Annotated in this window: 24 protein-coding genes; 8 read left to right on the top strand and 16 right to left on the bottom strand. The window is 37.1% G+C overall.

Features of this window, described 5'->3' with window-relative positions:
- Positions 1–61: 61 nt before the first annotated feature.
- The 6 genes from AS180_RS02335 to acnA form a co-directional block, all read right to left on the bottom strand.
- Positions 62–1,489, bottom strand: coding sequence for a phospholipase D family protein (locus tag AS180_RS02335; protein WP_025911130.1), 1,428 nt, complete (start codon positions 1,487–1,489; stop codon positions 62–64).
- 89 nt (positions 1,490–1,578) lie between these two features.
- Positions 1,579–1,824 (bottom strand): small acid-soluble spore protein Tlp, encoded by a 246-nt coding sequence (gene tlp, locus AS180_RS02330; protein ID WP_025911132.1) that lies wholly within the window; start codon positions 1,822–1,824, stop codon positions 1,579–1,581.
- A gap of 121 nt (positions 1,825–1,945) precedes the next feature.
- A complete protein-coding gene (locus tag AS180_RS02325; protein ID WP_025911133.1) occupies positions 1,946–2,089 on the bottom strand; it encodes an acid-soluble spore protein N in 144 nt (47 codons plus the stop codon).
- Between the two features lie 43 nt (positions 2,090–2,132).
- A complete protein-coding gene (locus AS180_RS21385) occupies positions 2,133–2,276 on the bottom strand; it encodes an FbpB family small basic protein (protein ID WP_076512981.1) in 144 nt (47 codons plus the stop codon).
- Between the two features lie 240 nt (positions 2,277–2,516).
- The gene (locus AS180_RS02320; protein WP_025911136.1) at positions 2,517–3,110 is read right to left on the bottom strand and encodes a peroxiredoxin family protein; all 594 of its coding nucleotides are present in this window, start codon (positions 3,108–3,110) and stop codon (positions 2,517–2,519) included.
- A gap of 177 nt (positions 3,111–3,287) precedes the next feature.
- The gene (gene acnA, locus AS180_RS02315) at positions 3,288–6,008 is read right to left on the bottom strand and encodes an aconitate hydratase AcnA (RefSeq protein ID WP_062686302.1); all 2,721 of its coding nucleotides are present in this window, start codon (positions 6,006–6,008) and stop codon (positions 3,288–3,290) included.
- Between the two features lie 218 nt (positions 6,009–6,226).
- Here acnA and sspO point away from each other — a divergent pair, with 218 nt between their 5' ends.
- Complete coding sequence (gene sspO, locus AS180_RS02310; RefSeq protein WP_025911139.1) at positions 6,227–6,376, top strand: small acid-soluble spore protein O; 150 nt, start codon at positions 6,227–6,229, stop codon at positions 6,374–6,376.
- 118 nt (positions 6,377–6,494) lie between these two features.
- On the opposite strand, the gene AS180_RS02305 is transcribed toward sspO, so the two are convergent.
- On the bottom strand, positions 6,495–6,755 hold the full coding sequence (locus AS180_RS02305; RefSeq protein WP_061784643.1) for a hypothetical protein: 261 nt from the start codon (positions 6,753–6,755) through the stop codon (positions 6,495–6,497).
- A 150-nt stretch (positions 6,756–6,905) separates the two neighbouring features.
- On the opposite strand from AS180_RS02305, the gene AS180_RS02300 reads away from it, so the two are divergent.
- Positions 6,906–7,049: a small acid-soluble spore protein P gene (locus tag AS180_RS02300; RefSeq protein WP_061784644.1), complete on the top strand. Its 144-nt coding sequence runs from the start codon at positions 6,906–6,908 to the stop codon at positions 7,047–7,049.
- A gap of 11 nt (positions 7,050–7,060) precedes the next feature.
- Here the strand turns inward: AS180_RS02300 and AS180_RS22110 are convergent, their stop codons facing one another.
- Positions 7,061–7,207, bottom strand: coding sequence for a hypothetical protein (locus AS180_RS22110; RefSeq protein WP_156413425.1), 147 nt, complete (start codon positions 7,205–7,207; stop codon positions 7,061–7,063).
- 94 nt (positions 7,208–7,301) lie between these two features.
- On the opposite strand from AS180_RS22110, the gene AS180_RS02295 reads away from it, so the two are divergent.
- Positions 7,302–7,745: an Hsp20/alpha crystallin family protein gene (locus AS180_RS02295; RefSeq protein ID WP_025911143.1), complete on the top strand. Its 444-nt coding sequence runs from the start codon at positions 7,302–7,304 to the stop codon at positions 7,743–7,745.
- Between the two features lie 139 nt (positions 7,746–7,884).
- Positions 7,885–8,700: a non-homologous end joining protein Ku gene (gene ku / locus AS180_RS02290; RefSeq protein ID WP_062686300.1), complete on the top strand. Its 816-nt coding sequence runs from the start codon at positions 7,885–7,887 to the stop codon at positions 8,698–8,700.
- 14 nt (positions 8,701–8,714) lie between these two features.
- Here the strand turns inward: ku and AS180_RS02285 are convergent, their stop codons facing one another.
- Positions 8,715–9,119, bottom strand: coding sequence for a hypothetical protein (locus AS180_RS02285; protein WP_025911145.1), 405 nt, complete (start codon positions 9,117–9,119; stop codon positions 8,715–8,717).
- A 196-nt stretch (positions 9,120–9,315) separates the two neighbouring features.
- On the opposite strand from AS180_RS02285, the gene AS180_RS02280 reads away from it, so the two are divergent.
- A complete protein-coding gene (locus tag AS180_RS02280; RefSeq protein ID WP_025911146.1) occupies positions 9,316–9,768 on the top strand; it encodes a YndM family protein in 453 nt (150 codons plus the stop codon).
- Between the two features lie 235 nt (positions 9,769–10,003).
- Here the strand turns inward: AS180_RS02280 and AS180_RS02275 are convergent, their stop codons facing one another.
- From AS180_RS02275 to AS180_RS02265, 3 genes are all read right to left on the bottom strand, one after another.
- On the bottom strand, positions 10,004–10,402 hold the full coding sequence (locus tag AS180_RS02275; RefSeq protein WP_025911147.1) for a DUF2750 domain-containing protein: 399 nt from the start codon (positions 10,400–10,402) through the stop codon (positions 10,004–10,006).
- A gap of 108 nt (positions 10,403–10,510) precedes the next feature.
- Positions 10,511–12,226: a DUF2357 domain-containing protein gene (locus AS180_RS02270; protein WP_051567192.1), complete on the bottom strand. Its 1,716-nt coding sequence runs from the start codon at positions 12,224–12,226 to the stop codon at positions 10,511–10,513.
- Positions 12,189–13,820 (bottom strand): McrB family protein, encoded by a 1,632-nt coding sequence (locus tag AS180_RS02265; protein WP_025911149.1) that lies wholly within the window; start codon positions 13,818–13,820, stop codon positions 12,189–12,191. Before AS180_RS02265 ends, AS180_RS02270 begins: the two co-directional genes overlap by 38 nt.
- Positions 13,821–14,103: 283 nt before the next feature.
- Between AS180_RS02265 and AS180_RS23785 the strand changes: the two genes are divergently transcribed.
- The 3 genes from AS180_RS23785 to AS180_RS02255 all read left to right on the top strand — a co-directional run bounded on the left by AS180_RS23785 (position 14,104) and on the right by AS180_RS02255 (position 16,468).
- Positions 14,104–14,232 carry a hypothetical protein gene (locus AS180_RS23785; RefSeq protein ID WP_257788883.1) on the top strand — a complete coding sequence of 43 codons (129 nt, stop codon included), beginning with the start codon at positions 14,104–14,106 and terminating at the stop codon, positions 14,230–14,232.
- Between the two features lie 151 nt (positions 14,233–14,383).
- Positions 14,384–15,142, top strand: coding sequence for a TrmB family transcriptional regulator (locus tag AS180_RS02260; protein WP_025911150.1), 759 nt, complete (start codon positions 14,384–14,386; stop codon positions 15,140–15,142).
- Between the two features lie 156 nt (positions 15,143–15,298).
- A complete protein-coding gene (locus tag AS180_RS02255; RefSeq protein WP_025911151.1) occupies positions 15,299–16,468 on the top strand; it encodes an MFS transporter in 1,170 nt (389 codons plus the stop codon).
- Between the two features lie 28 nt (positions 16,469–16,496).
- Here AS180_RS02255 and AS180_RS02250 read toward each other — a convergent pair whose 3' ends face one another.
- The 4 genes from AS180_RS02250 to AS180_RS02235 form a co-directional block, all read right to left on the bottom strand.
- On the bottom strand, positions 16,497–17,297 hold the full coding sequence (locus tag AS180_RS02250) for a YihY/virulence factor BrkB family protein (RefSeq protein ID WP_025911152.1): 801 nt from the start codon (positions 17,295–17,297) through the stop codon (positions 16,497–16,499).
- A 337-nt stretch (positions 17,298–17,634) separates the two neighbouring features.
- A complete protein-coding gene (locus AS180_RS02245) occupies positions 17,635–17,934 on the bottom strand; it encodes a TIGR04104 family putative zinc finger protein (RefSeq protein ID WP_025911153.1) in 300 nt (99 codons plus the stop codon).
- A 139-nt stretch (positions 17,935–18,073) separates the two neighbouring features.
- A complete protein-coding gene (locus AS180_RS02240) occupies positions 18,074–19,219 on the bottom strand; it encodes an MFS transporter (protein WP_025911154.1) in 1,146 nt (381 codons plus the stop codon).
- A 5-nt stretch (positions 19,220–19,224) separates the two neighbouring features.
- The gene (locus AS180_RS02235) at positions 19,225–19,632 is read right to left on the bottom strand and encodes a MerR family transcriptional regulator (RefSeq protein ID WP_025911155.1); all 408 of its coding nucleotides are present in this window, start codon (positions 19,630–19,632) and stop codon (positions 19,225–19,227) included.
- Positions 19,633–19,641 lie beyond the last annotated feature (9 nt).

Raw genomic sequence — 19,641 nt, 5'->3', positions numbered from 1 at the left:
AATCATACGGGTACTATATTACCACAAATTGGTGTAGTTTCACTACTTATCGGCTCGCGTTTTAATACGTTGTGAAACTAAGCATCTTCTGGATACGATACAGCAATGTTTGAAAAATGGTCATTTTATTTTCATATTTTTCATACGGAAGAGTATAGGTTGCATCTTCGTTTCCCCATAAGCGTGTAAAATATTTATTCATTTCTTCCGAGATATCTTCGTCAGATCCTGCGGTAATTTTAATATTGGTTTCTAAATTCAAGTCATCTAAATTACGCTTTGTAAAATTGGCTGATCCCCCAATGATCGTACTCTGGTCCTTTCCGCGAACAAATAGAGTTTTTGGATGATACTGTTCTTTGTCTGTGTTATACCATCGTACTTGTATTTTATTGCTTGAATCATCTAATAGCTCAGCAGCTACAGGGCGATTCGGAAGGCCAATTTTTTCTTGTCCAAAAGCATTGACGTTCGGGTCTAAAACAAGTCGGACTTTAGCTCCTTTATTTGACGATTGTACTAGCTTTTCTACAACTTTGCGATCAGCAAGATAAAACATACCTAGCCATACTTCATCCCCTGATTCTACTTGATCCAGTGTATTGAGGATTTCTTTATACACTTTTCCTTCCGTTAATAGCTGTACACCAATGTCACCGCTCGGAGCTTTTTCATAGCTCAGCTTCGGGATTTGTACATCGCTCGAAAAATCGACAACTGCTTTTTCTGTTTTAACAATCTCACCAATGATATCTCCCTGCACTTCAAAAGCCATATTGGAATGATGACCACTTGCATCGTGAGGGTTGGCTGATGAAATAACGGCTGTCTTATCAGTAGCTACAACTTTCCGATGGTTAGCTTTTACATTAAAAAGCTTTAAATAGGACCTCGCCGTAATTTTCGGTGCATTCTCACCAAATGGATTGGCAAGCCATCCTTCTCCAGATTGTCCAAACCACTGTAAAAAACTTCTCCAAACGCTTGAGTATAGAGGGTTGGAGTCTCTAAGCTTTGTAACATCTGTCTCAACAACCTTAATCCCCGCTCGTTTTAATGATTCTAGCCACTCTGATTCATGTGAACCATACGTTGTATTTACCTCATCGGTAATGAAATAGATGTCTACGTTTGGTTGCTCCTTTTTCTTTTCAATTAACTTTCTCGCTAGCGTATCGCTAATAGGTGGATAGGTTTCACCTTGGTCATAGTAGCCGTTAAATAAGAACATATCCATAACGATAAAGTTTTCTGCATTGTCAATCGCTTCAAAAATCCGCCGAAAAATTTGCTGCTCGCTTTTAACTTCATCACCGCTTTGATAAGTTAAGTCATATAACAGCGATACGTCCTTTACGTAGTGTACGTTTCCTTCGTATGAAACGCCTTCAGGTAGCGGCTTATATGTATGATAGCATGCGACAATTGTCAGTAATAATATAAGTGCAAGCATGAGATATGTTGCTTTTTTTGTTAATAGGCGCCCCACCAGTTCTCCTCCTCATAAGTAGTATCAGCTGTTTATTCCCTTTCCTTGTTCATTAGAAACATAAAGGCCAATTCTGGCCTTTATGTTTCTTAGTTAGTCGAATTAGGATATCCTTCTTCACGAGCTTTAGATTCGTCTTGAATTTCATTGCGCATTGCCTCTATACTTACTTCTCGATTATGATTTTTTTGCTCAATTTTCGCACGCTCTTCTCCAGTCGCTCGCGTCATTGTAGCCTCAGCTTTTTCGATATTATCAATCGTGTTTTGAACCATTGATTGTAAGCGTTCTACATTGTTGCTACGATCATCTGGGTTTGGTTTACTCCATGTCATAGTAAAATCCTCCTTTAAAATCCTTTTTTTGTACATCTCTAGTATGCAGCGGTTTTTTCTTTGTATAAGTGGAAAATAACACCCTTTTAAAACACAAAAAAAGTCGCTGTTCAGCGACTTTCTATTCTCCCTTTGTTTGAATAACCTGAGGGTGTTTTCCTGATTTATCTTGCATTTTCTTGCCATTGTTACCACCGGCTTCTCGCGGCTGAGTGCCAATGTGGTCAGGTACAAAACGTTTGGCGAATTTCTTCGGATTTCCCATGTTAACCCCTCCTTGCTGTTACTGTAACCAGTTTCAGAAGGAACTATTCAGCCTTTTCAAGCATACGTTTTTCTAGACGCTCTTCAATCGCAAGCTCAATTCGCTCGATCTCTTGTTGGTCTTCTAACAACTTGCTTTTATTCTCTCTTACTAACTCTTCAAACGTGCGTTTATTTACTCTTCTCATCTTTATCACCTATCCTTTTTAATTTTTGAAAAGTCTGAAAAATAACTATACAATAGATTACTATTATTTTTGCCATAATCCTTCACATTAAACCTAAAAAATTCAAAATGCTCCAAATTTGATCATTTTTTTGTTAAAACACGTAGCTTTTTCTAAAGTAAAGATCGATTTTTGAGCATACTTTCTATACGAACATGCCTATGAAAAGGTTTCATTTTATTCACAAAAAAAAAGCAGCCATTATGAGCTGCTTTCAGACGCAAAGGTCTCCATTTGTTCTAGCGTCATTGGTCCGTTAATACGCTTAACAATTTTACCTTTTTCATTAATAAAGTATGAAGTTGGGATTGTCATCACACGATATGCTTTCGTAGCTACCTCATCTTTTTCATCTAGAAGCACTTGAAACGATAGTTTGTTTTCTTTTAAAAAGGTTGAAACACTTTGTTTACTACCTTCAGACGACGTTAAATTTACAGCTAGGATATGAACTTCCTTTCCTGATGTGTCGTGAAACTGCTGCATAGCTGGCATTTCTTCTTTACAAGGAGGGCACCACGTAGCCCAAAAATTCAAGATAATCTTTTTTCCTTTAAAGTCTGATAGCTGAACTGATTTACCTTGTGTATCCTTTAACGTAAACGGAGGAGCTTGATCTCCAGGTTCTAAACCATACGGCTCTCCATTTGCTACTTCAGCTTGTCCTTCTTTTATGTTCAAGTCTTCATACGATGATAACTTTTCTCCTTCATCATCTTTTGGTGCTAAAGCTTGCCACGCTGCAAAGCTTGCAAAGCCTACCAGTAAAAGTGTTGCTATAACTTTTTTTAGCATTATGCTTACTCCTTTCAGCCAGCTTCTATGAAATTACAGACCCTTTTTCTTTATATATGTACAAGAACATGCAAAATCATCCTAAAATGTGAATCTTTTATTATCATACCATATCCGAAAGCGTTTTATGAAAAACGAAAAGAAAAACGCACCTTAAAAAGGTGCGCTTCTGCTATCTTATGCGTGCGTTTTTGATTGAAGCTTATCGCGTAGTACCATCTGTAAGATACCACCATGACGGTAGTAATCAATTTCAACTTCGCTATCAAAACGAACTAATACGTCGAACTCTTTTTTGTTCCCAGCTTCATCCGTTGCAGTAACTTTTACAAAGTCACGTGGTTTTACTGTTTCATCAATTTGAACACTAATTGTTTCAGTTCCAGTTAAGCCTAATGTTTCAGCGCTTTCGCCTTCTTTAAACTGAAGTGGAAGAACACCCATTAACACAAGGTTTGAACGATGAATACGCTCAAAGCTTTCAGCGATAACCGTTTTAATACCAAGTAAGTTTGTTCCTTTAGCAGCCCAGTCACGAGAGCTTCCCATTCCGTAATCTTTACCTGCTAATACAACAAGACCTGTGTTTTCTTCTTTATACTTCATACAAGCATCGTAAATGCTCATCACTTTATTTTCAGGCCAGTACGTTGTCCAGCCACCTTCAGTACCTGGTGCAATTTGGTTTTTAATACGGATGTTTGCGAACGTACCGCGCATCATTACCTCGTGGTTACCACGACGAGATCCGTATGAGTTAAAGTCTCTTGGCTCAACGCCTTTATCTTGTAGATACAGGCCAGCTGGTGATGATTTTGCAATTGAACCTGCTGGTGAAATATGGTCTGTCGTTACAGAATCTCCAAACTTCGCTATAACACGCAGGTCATTTAATGCTTCTACCTCACCTGGCTCTTCAGATAACCCTTCAAAGAACGGCGGGTTTTGAATATATGTTGAGTCATTATCCCACGTGTAAAGCGCTTCTTCACTTGTTTCAATTTCGTTCCAACGCTCATTATCATCAAACACGCGATCATACTCTTTACGGAACAATTCTGGCGTTACAGTTGCTTTTACTACTTCTTTAATCTCGTCTTGAGAAGGCCAGATATCGCTAAAGAATACTTCTTTACCGTCTGCTCCTACACCAATCGGATCTTTCTGCAGGTCAATATCAACTGTACCAGCAAGAGAATACGCTACAACAAGCGGTGGAGATGCTAAATAGTTTCCTTTTACAAGCTGGTGAATACGACCTTCAAAGTTACGGTTACCTGACAACACTGACGTAACTAATAAATCGTTATCTGCAATTGCTTGCTCGATTTCGTCTTCTAATGGACCAGAGTTTCCGATACATGTTGTACAGCCGTATCCAACTACGTTGTAACCAATTTTTTCAAGGTAAGGAAGTAAGCCTGAGCTTTGTAAATAGCCCGTTACAACTTTTGAACCTGGTGCTAATGATGTTTTTACGTAAGCTGGAACATCTAATCCTTTTTCAACTGCTTTTTTAGCTACTAAACCAGCCGCTACTAATACGTATGGATTTGATGTATTTGTACAGCTTGTAATTGCAGCAATAGCAATTGCACCTGTTTTCATTGTTGTTTCTGTACCGTCAGCAAGCTTAAATGTTACTTCTTTTTCTACATCAGAAGTACTTAAGCCAAAGCTTTGATTACTTACAGGAGCTATTAGCGCTTTTTTAAATTCACTTTGCATGTCTGAAAGTGGAATTAAATCTTGAGGACGCTTTGGACCTGAAAGGTTTGATTCAATTTCGGCTAAGTTAATTTCTACTACATCTGTAAACGTTGGCTCTACTGCATCTGGAGTATAGAATAAGCCGTTTTCTTTTGTATATTGTTCGACAACCTGAATATCAGCTTCATCACGACCTGTAAGACGCATATAGTCTAACGCTTCGCTATCAACTGGGAAGAATCCACAGGTTGCTCCATATTCCGGTGCCATGTTAGCAATTGTTGCGCGATCTGCTAATGGAAGTTGAGCTACACCTGGTCCGAAGAATTCAACAAATTTTCCAACAACACCTTTTTGACGAAGTACTTGCGTTACTTTTAAAGCAAGGTCTGTTGCTGTTGTACCATTTGGTAATTCACCAGTTAGCTTCACTCCAATAACTTCTGGTACTGGGAAATACGAAGGTTGACCAAGCATTCCTGCTTCTGCTTCAATACCACCAACGCCCCAACCTAGAACGCCAATACCGTTAATCATTGTTGTATGAGAGTCAGTTCCGACCAATGTATCTGGAAACGCTAAGTACTCTCCGTTTTCTTCTACTGCATGGACTACGTTTGCTAAATATTCTAAATTTACTTGGTGTACGATTCCTGTTGCAGGAGGTACAGCACGATAGTTATCAAATGATTTTTGAGCCCAGTTTAAGAACTTATAGCGCTCTGTGTTGCGTTGAAACTCAAGATCCATATTTACTCGTAAAGAATCTAATGTTCCCGCTTTATCTACTTGAACTGAGTGGTCAACTACGAGATCTACTGGAATTTCTGGATTAATTTTATCTGGGTCTCCACCTAAATCAGCCATTGCTTTACGTAAAGATGCTAAGTCAACAACTGCTGGTACACCTGTGAAGTCTTGAAGAATAACTCGTGATGGCTTAAACGGCACATCTACTTCTTGAATTTCATCAGTTCCCCATTTTGCTAAATTTTCTACGTGCTCTTTTGTGATTACACGTCCGTCTACTTGACGAAGAACGGATTCTAATAATACTTTAATTGAATACGGTAGTTTTGAAACTGCTCCTAAACCGGCTTCTTCTAATGCTTGTAAGCGGTAATAATTATATGTGCTACCGTTAACTGTGAATGACGAACGAGCGTTAAAAACGTCTTTTTTAGTCATTTCATTACCCCCTTAAATGCTATGTATAAAGGATTTTACTTACCCCATCCTCTATTCCCTTCACCATCTATCTTAATATAATGTTATACATAAGTAAATAAAAAGAATGTTATTAATTTACATAAGTTTTTCTTATAACATAATCATTAATCACAAACATTTTCTAATAATTCATATTTCATCGACTTTTGTGCATATTAAAAATGGAGGTGAATAAAATGGCTAATCATAAATCAAAGCACGTCATTCCTGGAGCTAACGCTGCTAGCGCTCAGGGAAAAGGAGCAGGTTACAATGAAGAATTTTCAAATGAGCCGCTAACTGAACAACAAAAGCAAAATAATAAAAAACGCAAAAAAAATCAATGAGCTAGTTTAACATCGTGCTTTATCGTTCATAATGATTATCAGTGTTAGATAAGCACATACCTTAAACCTCATGATTTCTAGCATAAAAAGCCATGTTTTCACATGGCTTTTTGGCTATTTATTCATTCACTTCGTTCATAATTCCTTGCAAGTCCTGCTGAAACTGTGTAAGCTGCTGACGCTGCGTTTCAGTAGCTGTTTCCAGCGCATTGTTAATTTGTTCATATGTTTCATTAATTTCTTCTTTAAGAAGCTTTAGCTCATGCCCATACGCCGCATCGTGTTTTACAATATTTGATTGTGCATACGCATCTAACGTTTGTTTATGGCCTTGTTGAGCTGCTTGAAAAGCCTGCTGACTATTTTTATGATATGGCATAATATCTCTCCTTTTTTACATTGTTCTGTTGTATTGTTTCATATCCCTCTGCTATTCATACCCCTCTTTTACAGGTTAAAAATGCCGAGCATAGATGCTTCTATAATGAGCGACATTAAGAAAGAAGCAACGAAAAGGAGGAGCTTTCATATGAACAAAAACGATAGTAAAGACATGCATAAAAACGCACCTAAAGGACATCAAACTGGGCAACCTGAACCGCTTAGTGGATCTCATAAAGTAAAGAATCGTCAACATACTCGTCAAAAGCATAATAGCGGTCACGATATGTAAAAAAAGAGCCCTTAGCGGCTCTTTTTTTGTTTATTAGCTTGCATCGCTTGAATTTCCTCTGGCAGCTCGTTATCTCTTTCTTCTGAAAGAGATAACGGCATAACTCCTGATAAAATTTCTGTTGTAACTTCATCATTTCTGCGTTCATTTCGAGTCACAGTATCTTTTCCTTTCTATACATCATTTCACAATCTTTGAAAGCTTGCATATGATGGTTATGGAAGAACGTGTATCATAACGGAGGAAACAAGTATGAACAACAAACATTCTAAAAACGATTGCTCAAAAAGTTTTCAAGAACTGCTAGAGTTAATTTTGGAAAATCCTTTTATGAGCTATTTAGATTATGATTCTGTTCGCGCAGATTTATTCGAAACGGAAGATACTTATATTGTGGAAGTAGAGCTTGTTGGCTATCATCCTCACCATATCCATGTATCAGTTGAATTACAAACTCTTCTTCTTGTAGCAACAAAGCAAGTGAGCTATGAGCAATATGATGATAAACGGCATACGTCTCAAAAAGCTTTACGTGAGGAAAAAATTGAAAAAACAATTGATTTTCCTTTTTTGTTAACCAATAAAAAAATTGTCGGAACCCTTCAGAATTCCATACTAGAAATTACCATTTACAAAAACTCCAACGTGACTTCTCCCACTGCTTATGTTCCTATCCAACCCTTCTTCAGCGAATAAACTCTATTCAAATGCTCTCTTAAATTGTTTATTTAGAACATAGATTAATTAAGGCTATTTACGTTTTAATAGTCTTAATTAATGATGTACATATCTTCTCTTCCTCGTTGCACACTATAGAAAAAAACGAGGTGATCTTTTGCTTCATACAGCATGGAAAGGCCAGCTGTCTTTTGGACTGATTGAATTTCCAATTAAGCTTCACGGGGCAGTTGAAGACAAGGACATTAAATTACGAACGCTGCACTCGGTTTGTTGTAAACCCATCCATCATGTAAAGCGCTGTGAACATTGTGAACGTGATGTTGCATCAGATGAACTAATTAAGGGGTATGAAACAAGTGAAGGTCATTTTGTGACATTATCAGAACATGAGCTAGATGAGCTAAAAAAGCGATTTTCTCAAAGTAAGACCATTGACATTTTACATTTTGTCGAGCTAGAAGAAATTGATTCAATCTACTTTGATAAAAGTTATTATATTTCAGCCAATGAATTTGGTGGGTACGAATATAGCGTCTTATTGGAGGGGCTTGCACTAAGTGGAAAGGTTGGTATTGCAAAGGTCTTTCTATATTCCAAGCAGCAGCTTGCAATCATTCGTTCTTATGGAGACTGCCTTTTATTACAAACGCTGCACTTTCATGAAGAGCTTCGCCATGTACAAGACGTGCCTCATGTCGACGCCTTACCTTCTCTATCAACCAAAGATCGTGAAGCAGCTATGGAAATCATTAATAAGTTGTCCGCTCCGTTTGAACCAAAAATGCATCATAACGACTATCGTGATATGCTACATGAACTAATTCAAAGCAAAGACGCTATGGCTTCTTTCAGTCAACAGCAGTCTGAACAAGACGTTACAAAGCTTATGCAAATGTTAAAACTAAGTATCGATCAATCCAACTTAAAGCCGAGAAAGCCTCGTAAAAAGGCGATTCAGAAAAAGGCATAAAAAAGCGAACAATGTTAATTGTTCGCTTTTTTCACTACAGATTCTTTAGGAATAATGGTTCCATAATCTACGGGAACTTTTATATACTGAGTAATTTGTTTGTTTTCTACAAATACAACTACATTTTCCTGACTATTTAATACGCTGTTTAATGTAGCATCCGACCATTTAAATCCAAGTTCTTTATTAACATCCTTTACTGACGCTTCTGGGCCAAAAACATATACTTCATCCCAGTTAAAATCAAAGAGTTCATTAAAATCAATCACTGCGTAGTCGCTTTTCGTTTCTTCTTTTGTTTTATTTATCTCATCTACTAATTGAGACTCTAGCTGTGCCTGATTGCGTTCACTATAGGCACGATCAATAAAAAATGTAGCTAATAATGCAGCTACTGTGAATAGTAAAATCTTCTTCACAACCTGCTCCTCCTGTCAGATTCATCGTTGTCGTATATACATATGATGCGACTCTATCTTTTTACATTTTAGAAAATTCAACAAGAAATTACAACTAATATCTAAATTTGTCACAGAAATATTACATAAAGTTTGCTTTTGTATAAAAAGTAATTCTTCGTCCATACTAAGAAGAAAAGGCAGGTTTATAAAACACATGAAGCACATTTCCATTATCATCGTAAAATTCATTTCGTGTATGATTGCGTTCGCTATTGGACTGGATTTATTTTTCGATGCAACGTTTGTTGACATTTTATCGTTTAGCGCTTTTGTAACCGTTGCATCTTACATATTAGGTGATCGCATTATTCTTCCCGCTTTAGGTAATAAAGCAGCTACTGCTTTTGATTTTATTTTGGCCTATATGAGCGTATGGATATTCGGGACAATTCTATTAAATAACTATATGCAAATCGCATGGGGAAGCATTTTATCCGCAACGATTATTACCGGTGTTGAAGTGCTTGTACATCGCTACTCATTAGCGCACTTCTTTCAAAATCGAACGCGTACTGTAAAAAGAACAGAGTTTCGAAAAGGTTTTGCATATGGCACTGAATTTGCGGAAGAGCACGATTCAGATATTCATGATCCTCAAAAAAAATAACCGGAAAGCAGGCGCTTTTCGGTTATTTTTTTATTTTGACTAGTGACCAATACTGATTATTACGTATAATAAAAGTAAAGAAAGGTGGTGATCACCTATGAAAAACCGCGACAAACAGCGAAAGAAAAAGCGCAAGATCCTACAGGATTATCTCAAAAACAAGCTTAAAAATTTAAACCCAAAACAGTCTAAGGGTCCTGTATCTAATTATAAAAACCGCTAAAACCTAAAAGGGTTAATGAATAATCTCTGTCTTACCAATTTCCCACTCTAAGTCGAATAATAGCTGATCAACACCGATAATAATAGTATCTAATCCATTCCAAAACACAGAGGATAACATGCCCTTTTTCTTCATACCTAACAAGAGTTCATTCATAAATGTCTCAAGAGAAATGTCAATGACTCTGCAGCCAGATGGTGCATGCTGTAAACAACACTGTGCATATTCTTTGCAAGGCCATACGGGTACTAATCGCTTATTGTCATCATTTCCGGTCATCTTTACCTGATTATGTTCATCAAGAACAATCCAAACTCGTTTGCATTTAATTACTTGCTCGATAAAATACGTGTAGCGATCATGAGCAGAAGCATTTACTAATTGCTGAAATATTGATTGTTCTACCATCATTGTTCCCCTCCATTTTCTATTTTTTTAAAGGAGTTCAATTGAACTTATTTTCAGTATATAGATTCGTTAAGAAAACGGTGCCACCTTACGTTTCTTTTAAAGAATATACTAGTTAAATTTGGTCAAAAGACCTAAGATAAAGTCTTGGACTATTTTTTCATTGGTTGGTAAAAAAGGAAGAGCTCCAATTCCTATTTTTTCAATACTTTTAAGAAAGTAGTCTACAGATGTTTTATCATTGCTTGGGAACAATACAATCGCCTTTTCAATGATGCGCTCATTTTTACTATTTAAAATGGCATCACGATATCGATGCATCGTATTCAGGTCTTCTTCTTTAGGAATAAGATCGTGACCTTTTCGGTGTACCCGATATTTGGCATCAAAAACATAGTTCACGTATTCTCCACTATTTTTTTCCAATGTCAATACTAAATCTGGTCTTTGGGTGGTCGTGTGCTTTGATCTGAATTCCTTTTGATAAAAAAGATAGATACGTTTTCCGCTCTTTGAAACGAATTCATGATGTGATGCTCCTGTATTCATGAACAGCTCATTTTGTGTTATTTTTATGCTGTTATGTGTTCTTAATGTGGCATACGCCTGAAGTAGATCGCGTATTCGTAAATAAACCCAATACTCATATAACCAAGCGGTATTTTTCAGAGATAGCGTATAAAACTCTCCATTCAATGTAATTCCTCGCATCAGCATCATATAGTACTTACACACTTCTTTATATAACGGAACTTGGCGAATACGACGATCTATCGAATAGATTGATTTAGTGCTTATCTGGTTCCAAAAAAAGTTGGAGCGAACTGTTTTTACAGCCTGCTGCATGCGATTAATCTCTTCTATCATGTTTCGTTTCACCATGGAACGATGATACTCTTCCTTTCGATTCATGACGTGTAAAAAAAGCTGCTCTAGCTTATTCTCAACAGTCGTTAACATCCATTTTACCGTTTGATTTTCAAACGTATCTACGGTATCGCTTCTACTTGTGCCAATGACTTTGTTCGGTATTACATACTTATTTCGTTTTAAGCGAACACCCCTTTTAGCAGGTACGAAATAATTAGGGTGTTTACGCAAGTATCCTATTGATAAGCTATCTGACTTTTTGAGCTGGTCTCCTCTCATAAAATCTCTCTCTTTTAAAACAGTGCGTGTTGGCTGCTTTTCTATCTGCTTAATATATTTCATAAATGGTTGAAAATGATGAGATATAAGGTGGTAAAACTCGAGCCAATTCCCGTCTTTTACTGTTAAATTCAAAGATCCTTTTAAATACGTATTACCTACCAGTTTGTAGGCCATCCCATACGTTGATTGGTTAATGGATTCAACTATGGAAAGGTAATCGCTTTTATAGTCCATTTTGGTAGGAAAGATTTCAAGCGTAAAAGCTATTATTTTCTCTGTTCCGCTCATAACATGAAAAGTTGTATAGCCAATTTCATTTTGTAGAAGAATTGTACTGAACAAAATTGACTGTCCGTCTCCATACACACTCCGACTTTTTTGCTTGATGCCTGTCATTTCATTTACTAAAAACAGCTCTTTTTGTTCCTTTGACACCACCATTACTTCATACTGTTCATTTTCAAAAAATAAGGGCTGGAGAGGTGAATTTTGTACATGCTCTCTCTCCTTAGGATGGTACACTTCGACCTTTTCAATATCTTGCCCTGTACAAGAAAAAAACATCGACTCGCTTACTTCCTCATTAAGTGTTTCAGCTTTTCCGCTAATGGTGACGGTACAGTTTCTCATGGCAATTTTAACGAACGGTATTTGTCCAGAATGATGTATATCCAAATGCCTCATACCTTCTAATCATCTCCATTACTTTTTTCGCACTGCGAGGAAAACGCATTCGTTCCGCTTCAATAACAGCTGTTTCAATATTTTGATCAACAAATGTATTCGTACAGTAATAGTATAGTTCCTTTAATACGTCAAACGTGTATACGTCACCTCCACTAATGCGTGGAGCTATTTTTTGCAACAGCTGAAAGTCAAATGCCTGATCAAACGTAAACACGCCGCTTTTAATAGCATAAATCATATAAAAACAGATTTCGTCTCTCATTCGATAACCAACTTGACAATCGATAGGCCTTAATAATTCATTTAGAGACATTAACTCATTTGTAACCTCATTAATTAGCTCCCCATGCTCAACGTATGCATCTTTTAAATGAATATACAAGCTTTGAATCTGTGTTGTTTCGATTCCTGCTGTAACTAAAGAATCCTGTGTAAGACTTTCAAAAGAATCGAGGTGAATTGTATTAAGCTCGACGGTATTCGTCCGATCTAACACTTTTTGGCTGAATGAGTGCGTCGTTTCGTCCATATTAACCGTTCCTACAATTAATAAGTTAGGAGGGATGTACACGTCACAAAACATCCTGTGACCTGGCAACAGAGGCGCGGTTTTAATTTTACGCTCTTGCCACTTCCGGCTTTCTATTACGCTTAACACGTCGCTTAAATAATGTTCAACACGGGCTAAGTTCATCTCGTCCAATATTGCCACGTATGTATAAGTGGGATGTTGAATGGCTTGTTGCACAATTCCTAAGAAGGCTCCTTTTCGAAAATCGCCTCTGAGGTCGATGTAGCCAAGCAAATCCGATCCGTCATGCCAGTCTGGTCTGACGGGAATTAAGGCCAACCTTCCATTTTCAAACGTTGCGCCTAGACTTTCTGCTAACAGCTGTGCCAGTTTCGTTTTCCCAGTTCCGCTCATGCCTGATAAAATGATAAAGGGCTTTGTTTTTAACGACAAATAAATGTTTGTTAAGTCTTCATCTTCATACGTAAAGCCTTGTGATTTGATATATTCTTTCATATGAGTTATTACATCTTTGTCCGATAAAAGCTCTTTACTCATTCCATGCGCTTTTAAAAACTGACGATGGATTTCAATAAATAATGTGAGATCTTCATAAAGCTGACGATCACTTGCAAAGTCTTCAATGTGATAAGGCACGTATAACGCTACGTTATCTTCAAAACTCTTTGCATCACTACTTGTGCCAATCATTAATAAATGATCTTTTTTTATTCGCTCATGCTCGGGAGTAAAAAAGCGAATGTCAGCAATAGTAGGTGCATCTTCTTCTTCTCTTTTTAACACAAGGTATAGTCTCTGTCCGTCTTCACTCAGCGCATACGATATCGCAAGGCCCGTTACGCTCTTTTTGTCCACAATGTTGATATAGGGGAAAAGCGCTGTTTGCATTCCGGTTATTTTGAATTCTTCGCGGTTAACTTCAGAAAGCTTATAAAGTGAAAGTGGAATTCGTCTCGTTAGCATATTGTCGACTTCGTGAGAAAGCAAAGCATCGCTTTCTTTTGCAGAAAAATTTTCAGCAACGTATAGCAATCGTTCTCGTAAACTCATCGACTCATTCCTCCTTTTCTATACGTAAAAGCATCGCCAAAAGACCATGCTTGTTTTCTCCAGTATTTTCTTATCTTTATTATATAGTATGCGCTTTAATTAGAGAAATGTTATGAAAGCCTGTTTCCTTACAGTCTTGTAAGAAAACTGTAAGCTCGTGTAGTAGGGTGTGATTATTACCTTATTTTATAATTGAGAAACAAAAGTAATCTTCCATCCAAAGTAAACACACTCACTAATTAAATTTTAAATAGAAAATAAAGGATTAAAGGAGAGATTTAAATTGAAGTATTTTTTCCAAGCAGGCGCATGCGTCATTTTACTAGTAGGTGGTATTGTTATTTTCACTTATGCCGGCATTCAATTTCTATACGGAAAAGTAAGAGAATCCACAGCCAGAAATCACGGATAAAACCATGCTATAACAAGGAGTTTATCATGCCTCTATTTATTACTATGAATAGATAATAATCGCACTATTCTCGTTGACAACATGGTTTTGTAAACTAGATTTGTTATAATAAAATACATATAACTTATTACAAGAGACTCTTGGAGGTTTTATGTTACAAAAGTTCGGTTATTCTCAATATGAAAGTCAAGTATATGAAGCGCTTGTATCGAGCGAAGAGTCGTTGGACGCAACGGCTATCGTGCGTGCATCTCAGGTACCAAAAGCAAAAATCTATGAAGTATTAGATAAACTCATTGAAAAAGGTGTCGTGTTAAACACTCTTTCCGGTAAAAAAAAGTTTTACTCTGCGGTATCACTTGATGTCATTATTAAAAAGTTAAGCTTAGAATTTGAAGAAGATATTCGCGATTTGCAGTCTTATAAGATTAAGAAAGTTAGTCAAGATGATCACGTGTGGACACTAAAAGATGAAGCAACTATCATAGCTACAATCGATGAACTTATTCAAGATGCGTCGCATTCCATTTTGCTATCGGCTTGGAATACAACGCTTGAGCACTACCGCCCCTTGTTAGAAGAGAAAGAAAGAGAAGGAATTTCAGTTGAAATCTTAACAATTGGAGATTTGCGCACGACGTTGGAAAATACGAGCACGCTTCACCCCATGGAACACCATGAGAAGCTAGAACCATCTCAGCTCGTCATCGTGGATGAACAGTCCTTGCTGTTTGCAGGAATTGAAAACGAGACGTGGAAAGCCATTAAGACAAACTCTCAGCCCCTTGTTAAAGTATTTACCGACTTTTTTTATCATGATGTCGCTCTTACATATATCACAAAAAAATACCAAGAGCAGCTGCTGGAAGATGAAACGATTATGCGACTTCTTACTCGTCTTCGCTATTAGTAATCTCCCCAGCTCTCACGCTACTTTCTTACTCCATATAGACGTTAATTAAAAAAAGATTGCTTTTACGCAATCTTTTTTTAATTTTGCACTTGAAAGGAGCTACAATAAAGGTTACTATTACAGTTGTAACTTTTATTAAAAGGAGTTTTATTTATGAATCATAAAGTGTACATACTTGCGATTGCTTCCTTCGTTGTAGGAACTGTTGAGCTTATTTTAGGAGGCATTCTCGACCTCATCGCAAGTTCATTTCAAGTATCAATTGCAAAGGCTGGATATCTAATCTCCATTTTCTCTCTTGTCTATGCAATTTCAGCACCTGTATTGTTAAACATTACGGCAAAATTCGAACGTAAAAAAGTTTATTTATGGGCTTTATTTATCTTTTTACTAAGTAATATCGTAGCTTTAGCTAGTACGGGTTACTCCATGCTGATGGTTTCTCGCATATTAGCTGCTATGAGCGGATCGTTCATTATTGTGTTATCTACAACAATGGCATCGCGCCTTGTGAAACCTGAATATCAAGGCAGAGCACTAGGAATTGTATTTATGGGTATTAGCGCTTCGTTAGTACTTGGGATTCCGATTGGCATTTTTATTGGAAACGCGTTTGGTTGGCGTGAAGTCTTTATTTTAATTGCACTTTTAACAGCGATTATTATGGTTATCGTTGCAATTAGCATGGAACGCTTAGAACCTGCTCCAGTAGTACCGATTAAACAACAGCTTAATGCACTTCGAAATACAAAAATGCTGTCTATTCATATCGCAACCTTTTTTGTATTAGCTGGTCACTTAACGCTGTATGCTTATTTCACACCGTTTTTACAAGAAACATTTGGATTATCAAGCGGAATGGTGACGCTTGTATACGGCATTTTCGGATTAGCAGCCGTAGCAGGTGGAGGTTTTGGTGGCGTTCTTTCTGATAAACTTGGAGCACCTACTGCCGTCATTGGAATTATCGGTGCCTTTTTTCTAAGCATGGTCGCTCTTCCTTTTGCCGTTAAGCTGCCTTTTATTTTATTCTTAATTGTGATGACGGTTTGGAGCGCTCTAAGCTGGGCCGTTTCACCAGCTCAGAACAACTTAATTATTCAAAGCGCCAAAGACAATCCCGATGTATTGATTAGTACAAATGTTGCCATTTCTCACTTGGGAATTGCTGCAGGATCTTACGTGGGTGGAATTATTATTAACGGCTATTCATCTCTCTTTAACGGTTGGGTTGGTTCTATTTTAGTTTTACTAGGTCTACTAGCAACCGTAATTGCTGTAACGCGCCCAAGCATTTCCACTAACTCTATTCAAAGTAAATAAGAAAACCCGCTGCTTGTAGCAGCGGGTTTTATCGTTGATAACGATGACCGTTTATTAGCCCTCCAATTAATAAAATAGCAGCGGTTAAATAAAACCAAATCATTAAGATGATAATACTCCCCAACTGACCATATATTTCAGAATAACTACCAAACTTCACGTAATACGAAAACCCAGTTGAAGCCACTTGCCAGCCTAGCGTTGCGAAGATAGCCCCTGGCAATACTTCTTTCCATGCAATTTTGGCACTCGGCACCATTTTATAGAAAAAGATAAAGAATAAAAGCAGAAAACTCGTACCGATTCCCCAACGAATAATGGTCCAGCTTGTATACCAAAAATCCGGAATTTTAACTTTTGTTACGATAAAGTGTCGTGAAATTTCCTCTATAATTGGAACGAAAAGCGACAGTGACACGATAATCATAAAGCCAAGCGTCAAAATCAAATCATTTATTAATGCATGAAGAAAAGTTTGCTTTCGCTCAATTTGATGCGCATCATTTAACGAGCGTACAAGAGACTGAATCGCCATTGAAGCAAGCCAAAACGTAGCAATTAAGCTAAAGGACAATAATTTCTTTCCGCTTTGGTTTAAAACAGACGTAACCGACCTTTCAATAATATCGTATGCACTTTCCGGCACAAACGGCTGAATAAGCACCAATAAATTATTGGTATCAATCGGAAAGAAGCTTAGCAATGAAAATAAAAAAATGATAAATGGAATAAAGGACAATAAAAAATAGTATGCTGTTTGCGCTGCTTGGTCAAAAAAACGCTCTGAAAAAAAACGTTGCAAGACCGTTTTTGATGTTTGAACTACCATTTGTATACACCTTCTTTTTGTACATGCACTTTGCTTTAGTATAATAAACTAAAATATGTTTCATTACTTATTTCTTCGTAAAGCATCTCACCCCTTTGCTTAACCAAACGAGTAAATCAGCATATAAGATCATCAGAGACTTGAAAAATGAGCTGAAATTCCTAAAATAAATATCTAGGTGTTTCGTCGTTAGCCATGAAAAATATAAATTTATTTCCCTTTTTTATCTGTTGTAAACATTTTGGTACTAAATAAGTCTTTATTATTAGACTTTGTTACGATGATGACTTTTATTAGTAGCTTACACGCATAAAAAAAGCTCATGTAGACATGAGCTTTACCATAGTGGCTCTTCTTCATCACTTAACTCGTATGAAAAAGGCATCATCATAATTGAAACAACAAATCCGAGGACGGTAACCGTCATTACATTTTGAAGAGGAAAATTAAGTACGGATAAGATAAGCCAAAGAATCAGAGGTGTAAATAAGTAGATTGACAATCTTTTTTGAGATTTTGCGGACATATATTGCTCTTCTCCACAATGTGGACACTTCATCACGTTTCGAAGCGTTAATAATTTTTTAACAGATGTTTTCCAATTCCATTTATGGTCACAGTTCTTACAGGTGGCCATTCGCATCACACTCCTATAATATAGAACACAAATTTACGTTCTTGTCTCCATTATACACTATTTTTTGATTTCCTCAAAATTAGTCAAAAAAAAGAGAAAGGCTACGTGCCTTTCTCTTGGTACTTTTATCCTACTATCTCTAAACTTTTTTTACTTTCACTTTCATGATAACAAACGCTACAACTGCTATGATAGCAGCAACTAAGAAAGGTGCTTGAGGCGCTATTGCATGACCGATTACACCTGATAATAACGGTGCAAATGCAGCTCCTAACCAGCGAAGGAAATTATATCCACCTGAAGTAATCCCTCTTTCATACGGTGATACTTCCATAACGTAGCTTGTAAATAGTGCATTGTTTAGTCCTGATACTAAGCCTGATGCCATAACGAGAATAATACGTAGCGCCGTATTATCTGTTACAAATAGTAAAGCTAAGATAACAACAAAGATAATCAAGCTAATATGAAGCACTTGTTTCGGCGGATACTTCATTTCTAATTTATGAGCTAAAATAGCAGATCCGTAAGCTAAGCATAACCCCCAACCAAAGAAGACAAAACCAATTTGCAAGGCACTAATCGGTAAAATAAGAGGTGTATAGGCTAACACCGTAAAAAAGCCATAATAATAAAGCATTCCGGAAAGCGCACCTTGGGTAAACGGCTTACACTTATAGAGCTGAATAATATCTTTAAAGCCTGCTGCCTTTCTTAGCCTACTAGAACCAGGTTGTTTAACGATTGTTAAAACGAGAATAAATGCAATAAAAATCAAAATACTAGTTCCGATAAACGGTAGTCTCCATGAAGAGCTACCAAGTACACCACCAACAAGTGGTCCACCTGCCATTCCTAATCCGATAGCTGCTTCGTACATTCCAACCGCTTGTTTCACTTCACCTGATAGTGCAATTAACAGCGTCATAGCAGTTGCGAAGAAAAATGAATTACCTAACCCCCAGCCGGCACGGAAAATGGATAGCTGTGGAATATTATTAGACAAGCCACAAAGCGCAGCGAAAATTGTTACGATAATAAGTCCTGTAACCATCAAGCGTTTATCTCCAAATCTGGAAGCTAAAATCCCAGCTGGAATCATCATGATAGCCATCATTAATAAGTATGACGTAAATAGCATTTCAACTTGCCAGTGAGAAGCTCCTATTTGAGCCGCAATCTCTGGTAAAATTGGATCTACAACTCCTATTCCCATAAATGCTAAAAACGTAGCAAAAACCGTGATGACTTGACCAACACGGCTTTTAGAATGTTGTTGTTCCACACGCGTCACTCCTCTTGTTCCTTTCGCTTCCGAATGTCTGTAGCTCGTTTATGCATGGCCTCTAATTCCTCTTTAAATGTCATCATCTTATCGACTTTGTACATAATCATTTCCATTTGAGTATGAATCATATTTTCAATTTCCAATACATCTTGAGCTGAGACATCCTGATCTCTTTTTGCTTGTTCAATCGTTCTTCTTAACGACATAAACTCTTGAAGTTCTTGCAGGGAAAAGCCAAGTACTTCTTTTGCTTCTGCTACTTTTTTCAACTCACTTACTTCATCTTCCGTGTAGAGTCGAACATTTCCCTTTGTACGTGAAGGAGGCAAAATTAGCCCTATTTCTTCATAGTAGCGAACTGCTCGTTTTGTTAAACCTGTCATTTTTGTTACTTCATCAATTTTGTACATGTACAGTAA

It is taken from the genome of Priestia veravalensis, from assembly GCF_001457055.1.
In the GTDB taxonomy this organism is placed as follows: domain Bacteria; phylum Bacillota; class Bacilli; order Bacillales; family Bacillaceae_H; genus Priestia; species Priestia flexa.
This window is presented reverse-complemented; position numbering and strand designations above follow the sequence as displayed.

Excerpts from the sequence above, each read along its gene's own strand:
- AS180_RS02235 (WP_025911155.1), bottom strand. The coding sequence starts at position 19,632 with ATGTACAAAATTGATGAAGTAACAAAAATGACAGGTTTAACAAAACGA.
- AS180_RS02295 (WP_025911143.1), top strand. The coding sequence starts at position 7,302 with ATGAACAACAAACATTCTAAAAACGATTGCTCAAAAAGTTTTCAAGAA.
- AS180_RS02320 (WP_025911136.1), bottom strand. The coding sequence starts at position 3,110 with ATGCTAAAAAAAGTTATAGCAACACTTTTACTGGTAGGCTTTGCAAGC.
- acnA (WP_062686302.1), bottom strand. The coding sequence starts at position 6,008 with ATGACTAAAAAAGACGTTTTTAACGCTCGTTCGTCATTCACAGTTAAC.
- AS180_RS02280 (WP_025911146.1), top strand. The coding sequence starts at position 9,316 with ATGAAGCACATTTCCATTATCATCGTAAAATTCATTTCGTGTATGATT.
- AS180_RS02300 (WP_061784644.1), top strand. The coding sequence starts at position 6,906 with ATGAACAAAAACGATAGTAAAGACATGCATAAAAACGCACCTAAAGGA.
- AS180_RS02260 (WP_025911150.1), top strand. The coding sequence starts at position 14,384 with ATGTTACAAAAGTTCGGTTATTCTCAATATGAAAGTCAAGTATATGAA.
- AS180_RS21385 (WP_076512981.1), bottom strand. The coding sequence starts at position 2,276 with ATGAGAAGAGTAAATAAACGCACGTTTGAAGAGTTAGTAAGAGAGAAT.
- AS180_RS02250 (WP_025911152.1), bottom strand. The coding sequence starts at position 17,297 with ATGGTAGTTCAAACATCAAAAACGGTCTTGCAACGTTTTTTTTCAGAG.
- AS180_RS02325 (WP_025911133.1), bottom strand. The coding sequence starts at position 2,089 with ATGGGAAATCCGAAGAAATTCGCCAAACGTTTTGTACCTGACCACATT.
- AS180_RS02255 (WP_025911151.1), top strand. The coding sequence starts at position 15,299 with ATGAATCATAAAGTGTACATACTTGCGATTGCTTCCTTCGTTGTAGGA.
- AS180_RS02275 (WP_025911147.1), bottom strand. The coding sequence starts at position 10,402 with ATGATGGTAGAACAATCAATATTTCAGCAATTAGTAAATGCTTCTGCT.
- AS180_RS02265 (WP_025911149.1), bottom strand. The coding sequence starts at position 13,820 with ATGAGTTTACGAGAACGATTGCTATACGTTGCTGAAAATTTTTCTGCA.
- tlp (WP_025911132.1), bottom strand. The coding sequence starts at position 1,824 with ATGACATGGAGTAAACCAAACCCAGATGATCGTAGCAACAATGTAGAA.
- sspO (WP_025911139.1), top strand. The coding sequence starts at position 6,227 with ATGGCTAATCATAAATCAAAGCACGTCATTCCTGGAGCTAACGCTGCT.
- AS180_RS02245 (WP_025911153.1), bottom strand. The coding sequence starts at position 17,934 with ATGGCCACCTGTAAGAACTGTGACCATAAATGGAATTGGAAAACATCT.
- AS180_RS02305 (WP_061784643.1), bottom strand. The coding sequence starts at position 6,755 with ATGCCATATCATAAAAATAGTCAGCAGGCTTTTCAAGCAGCTCAACAA.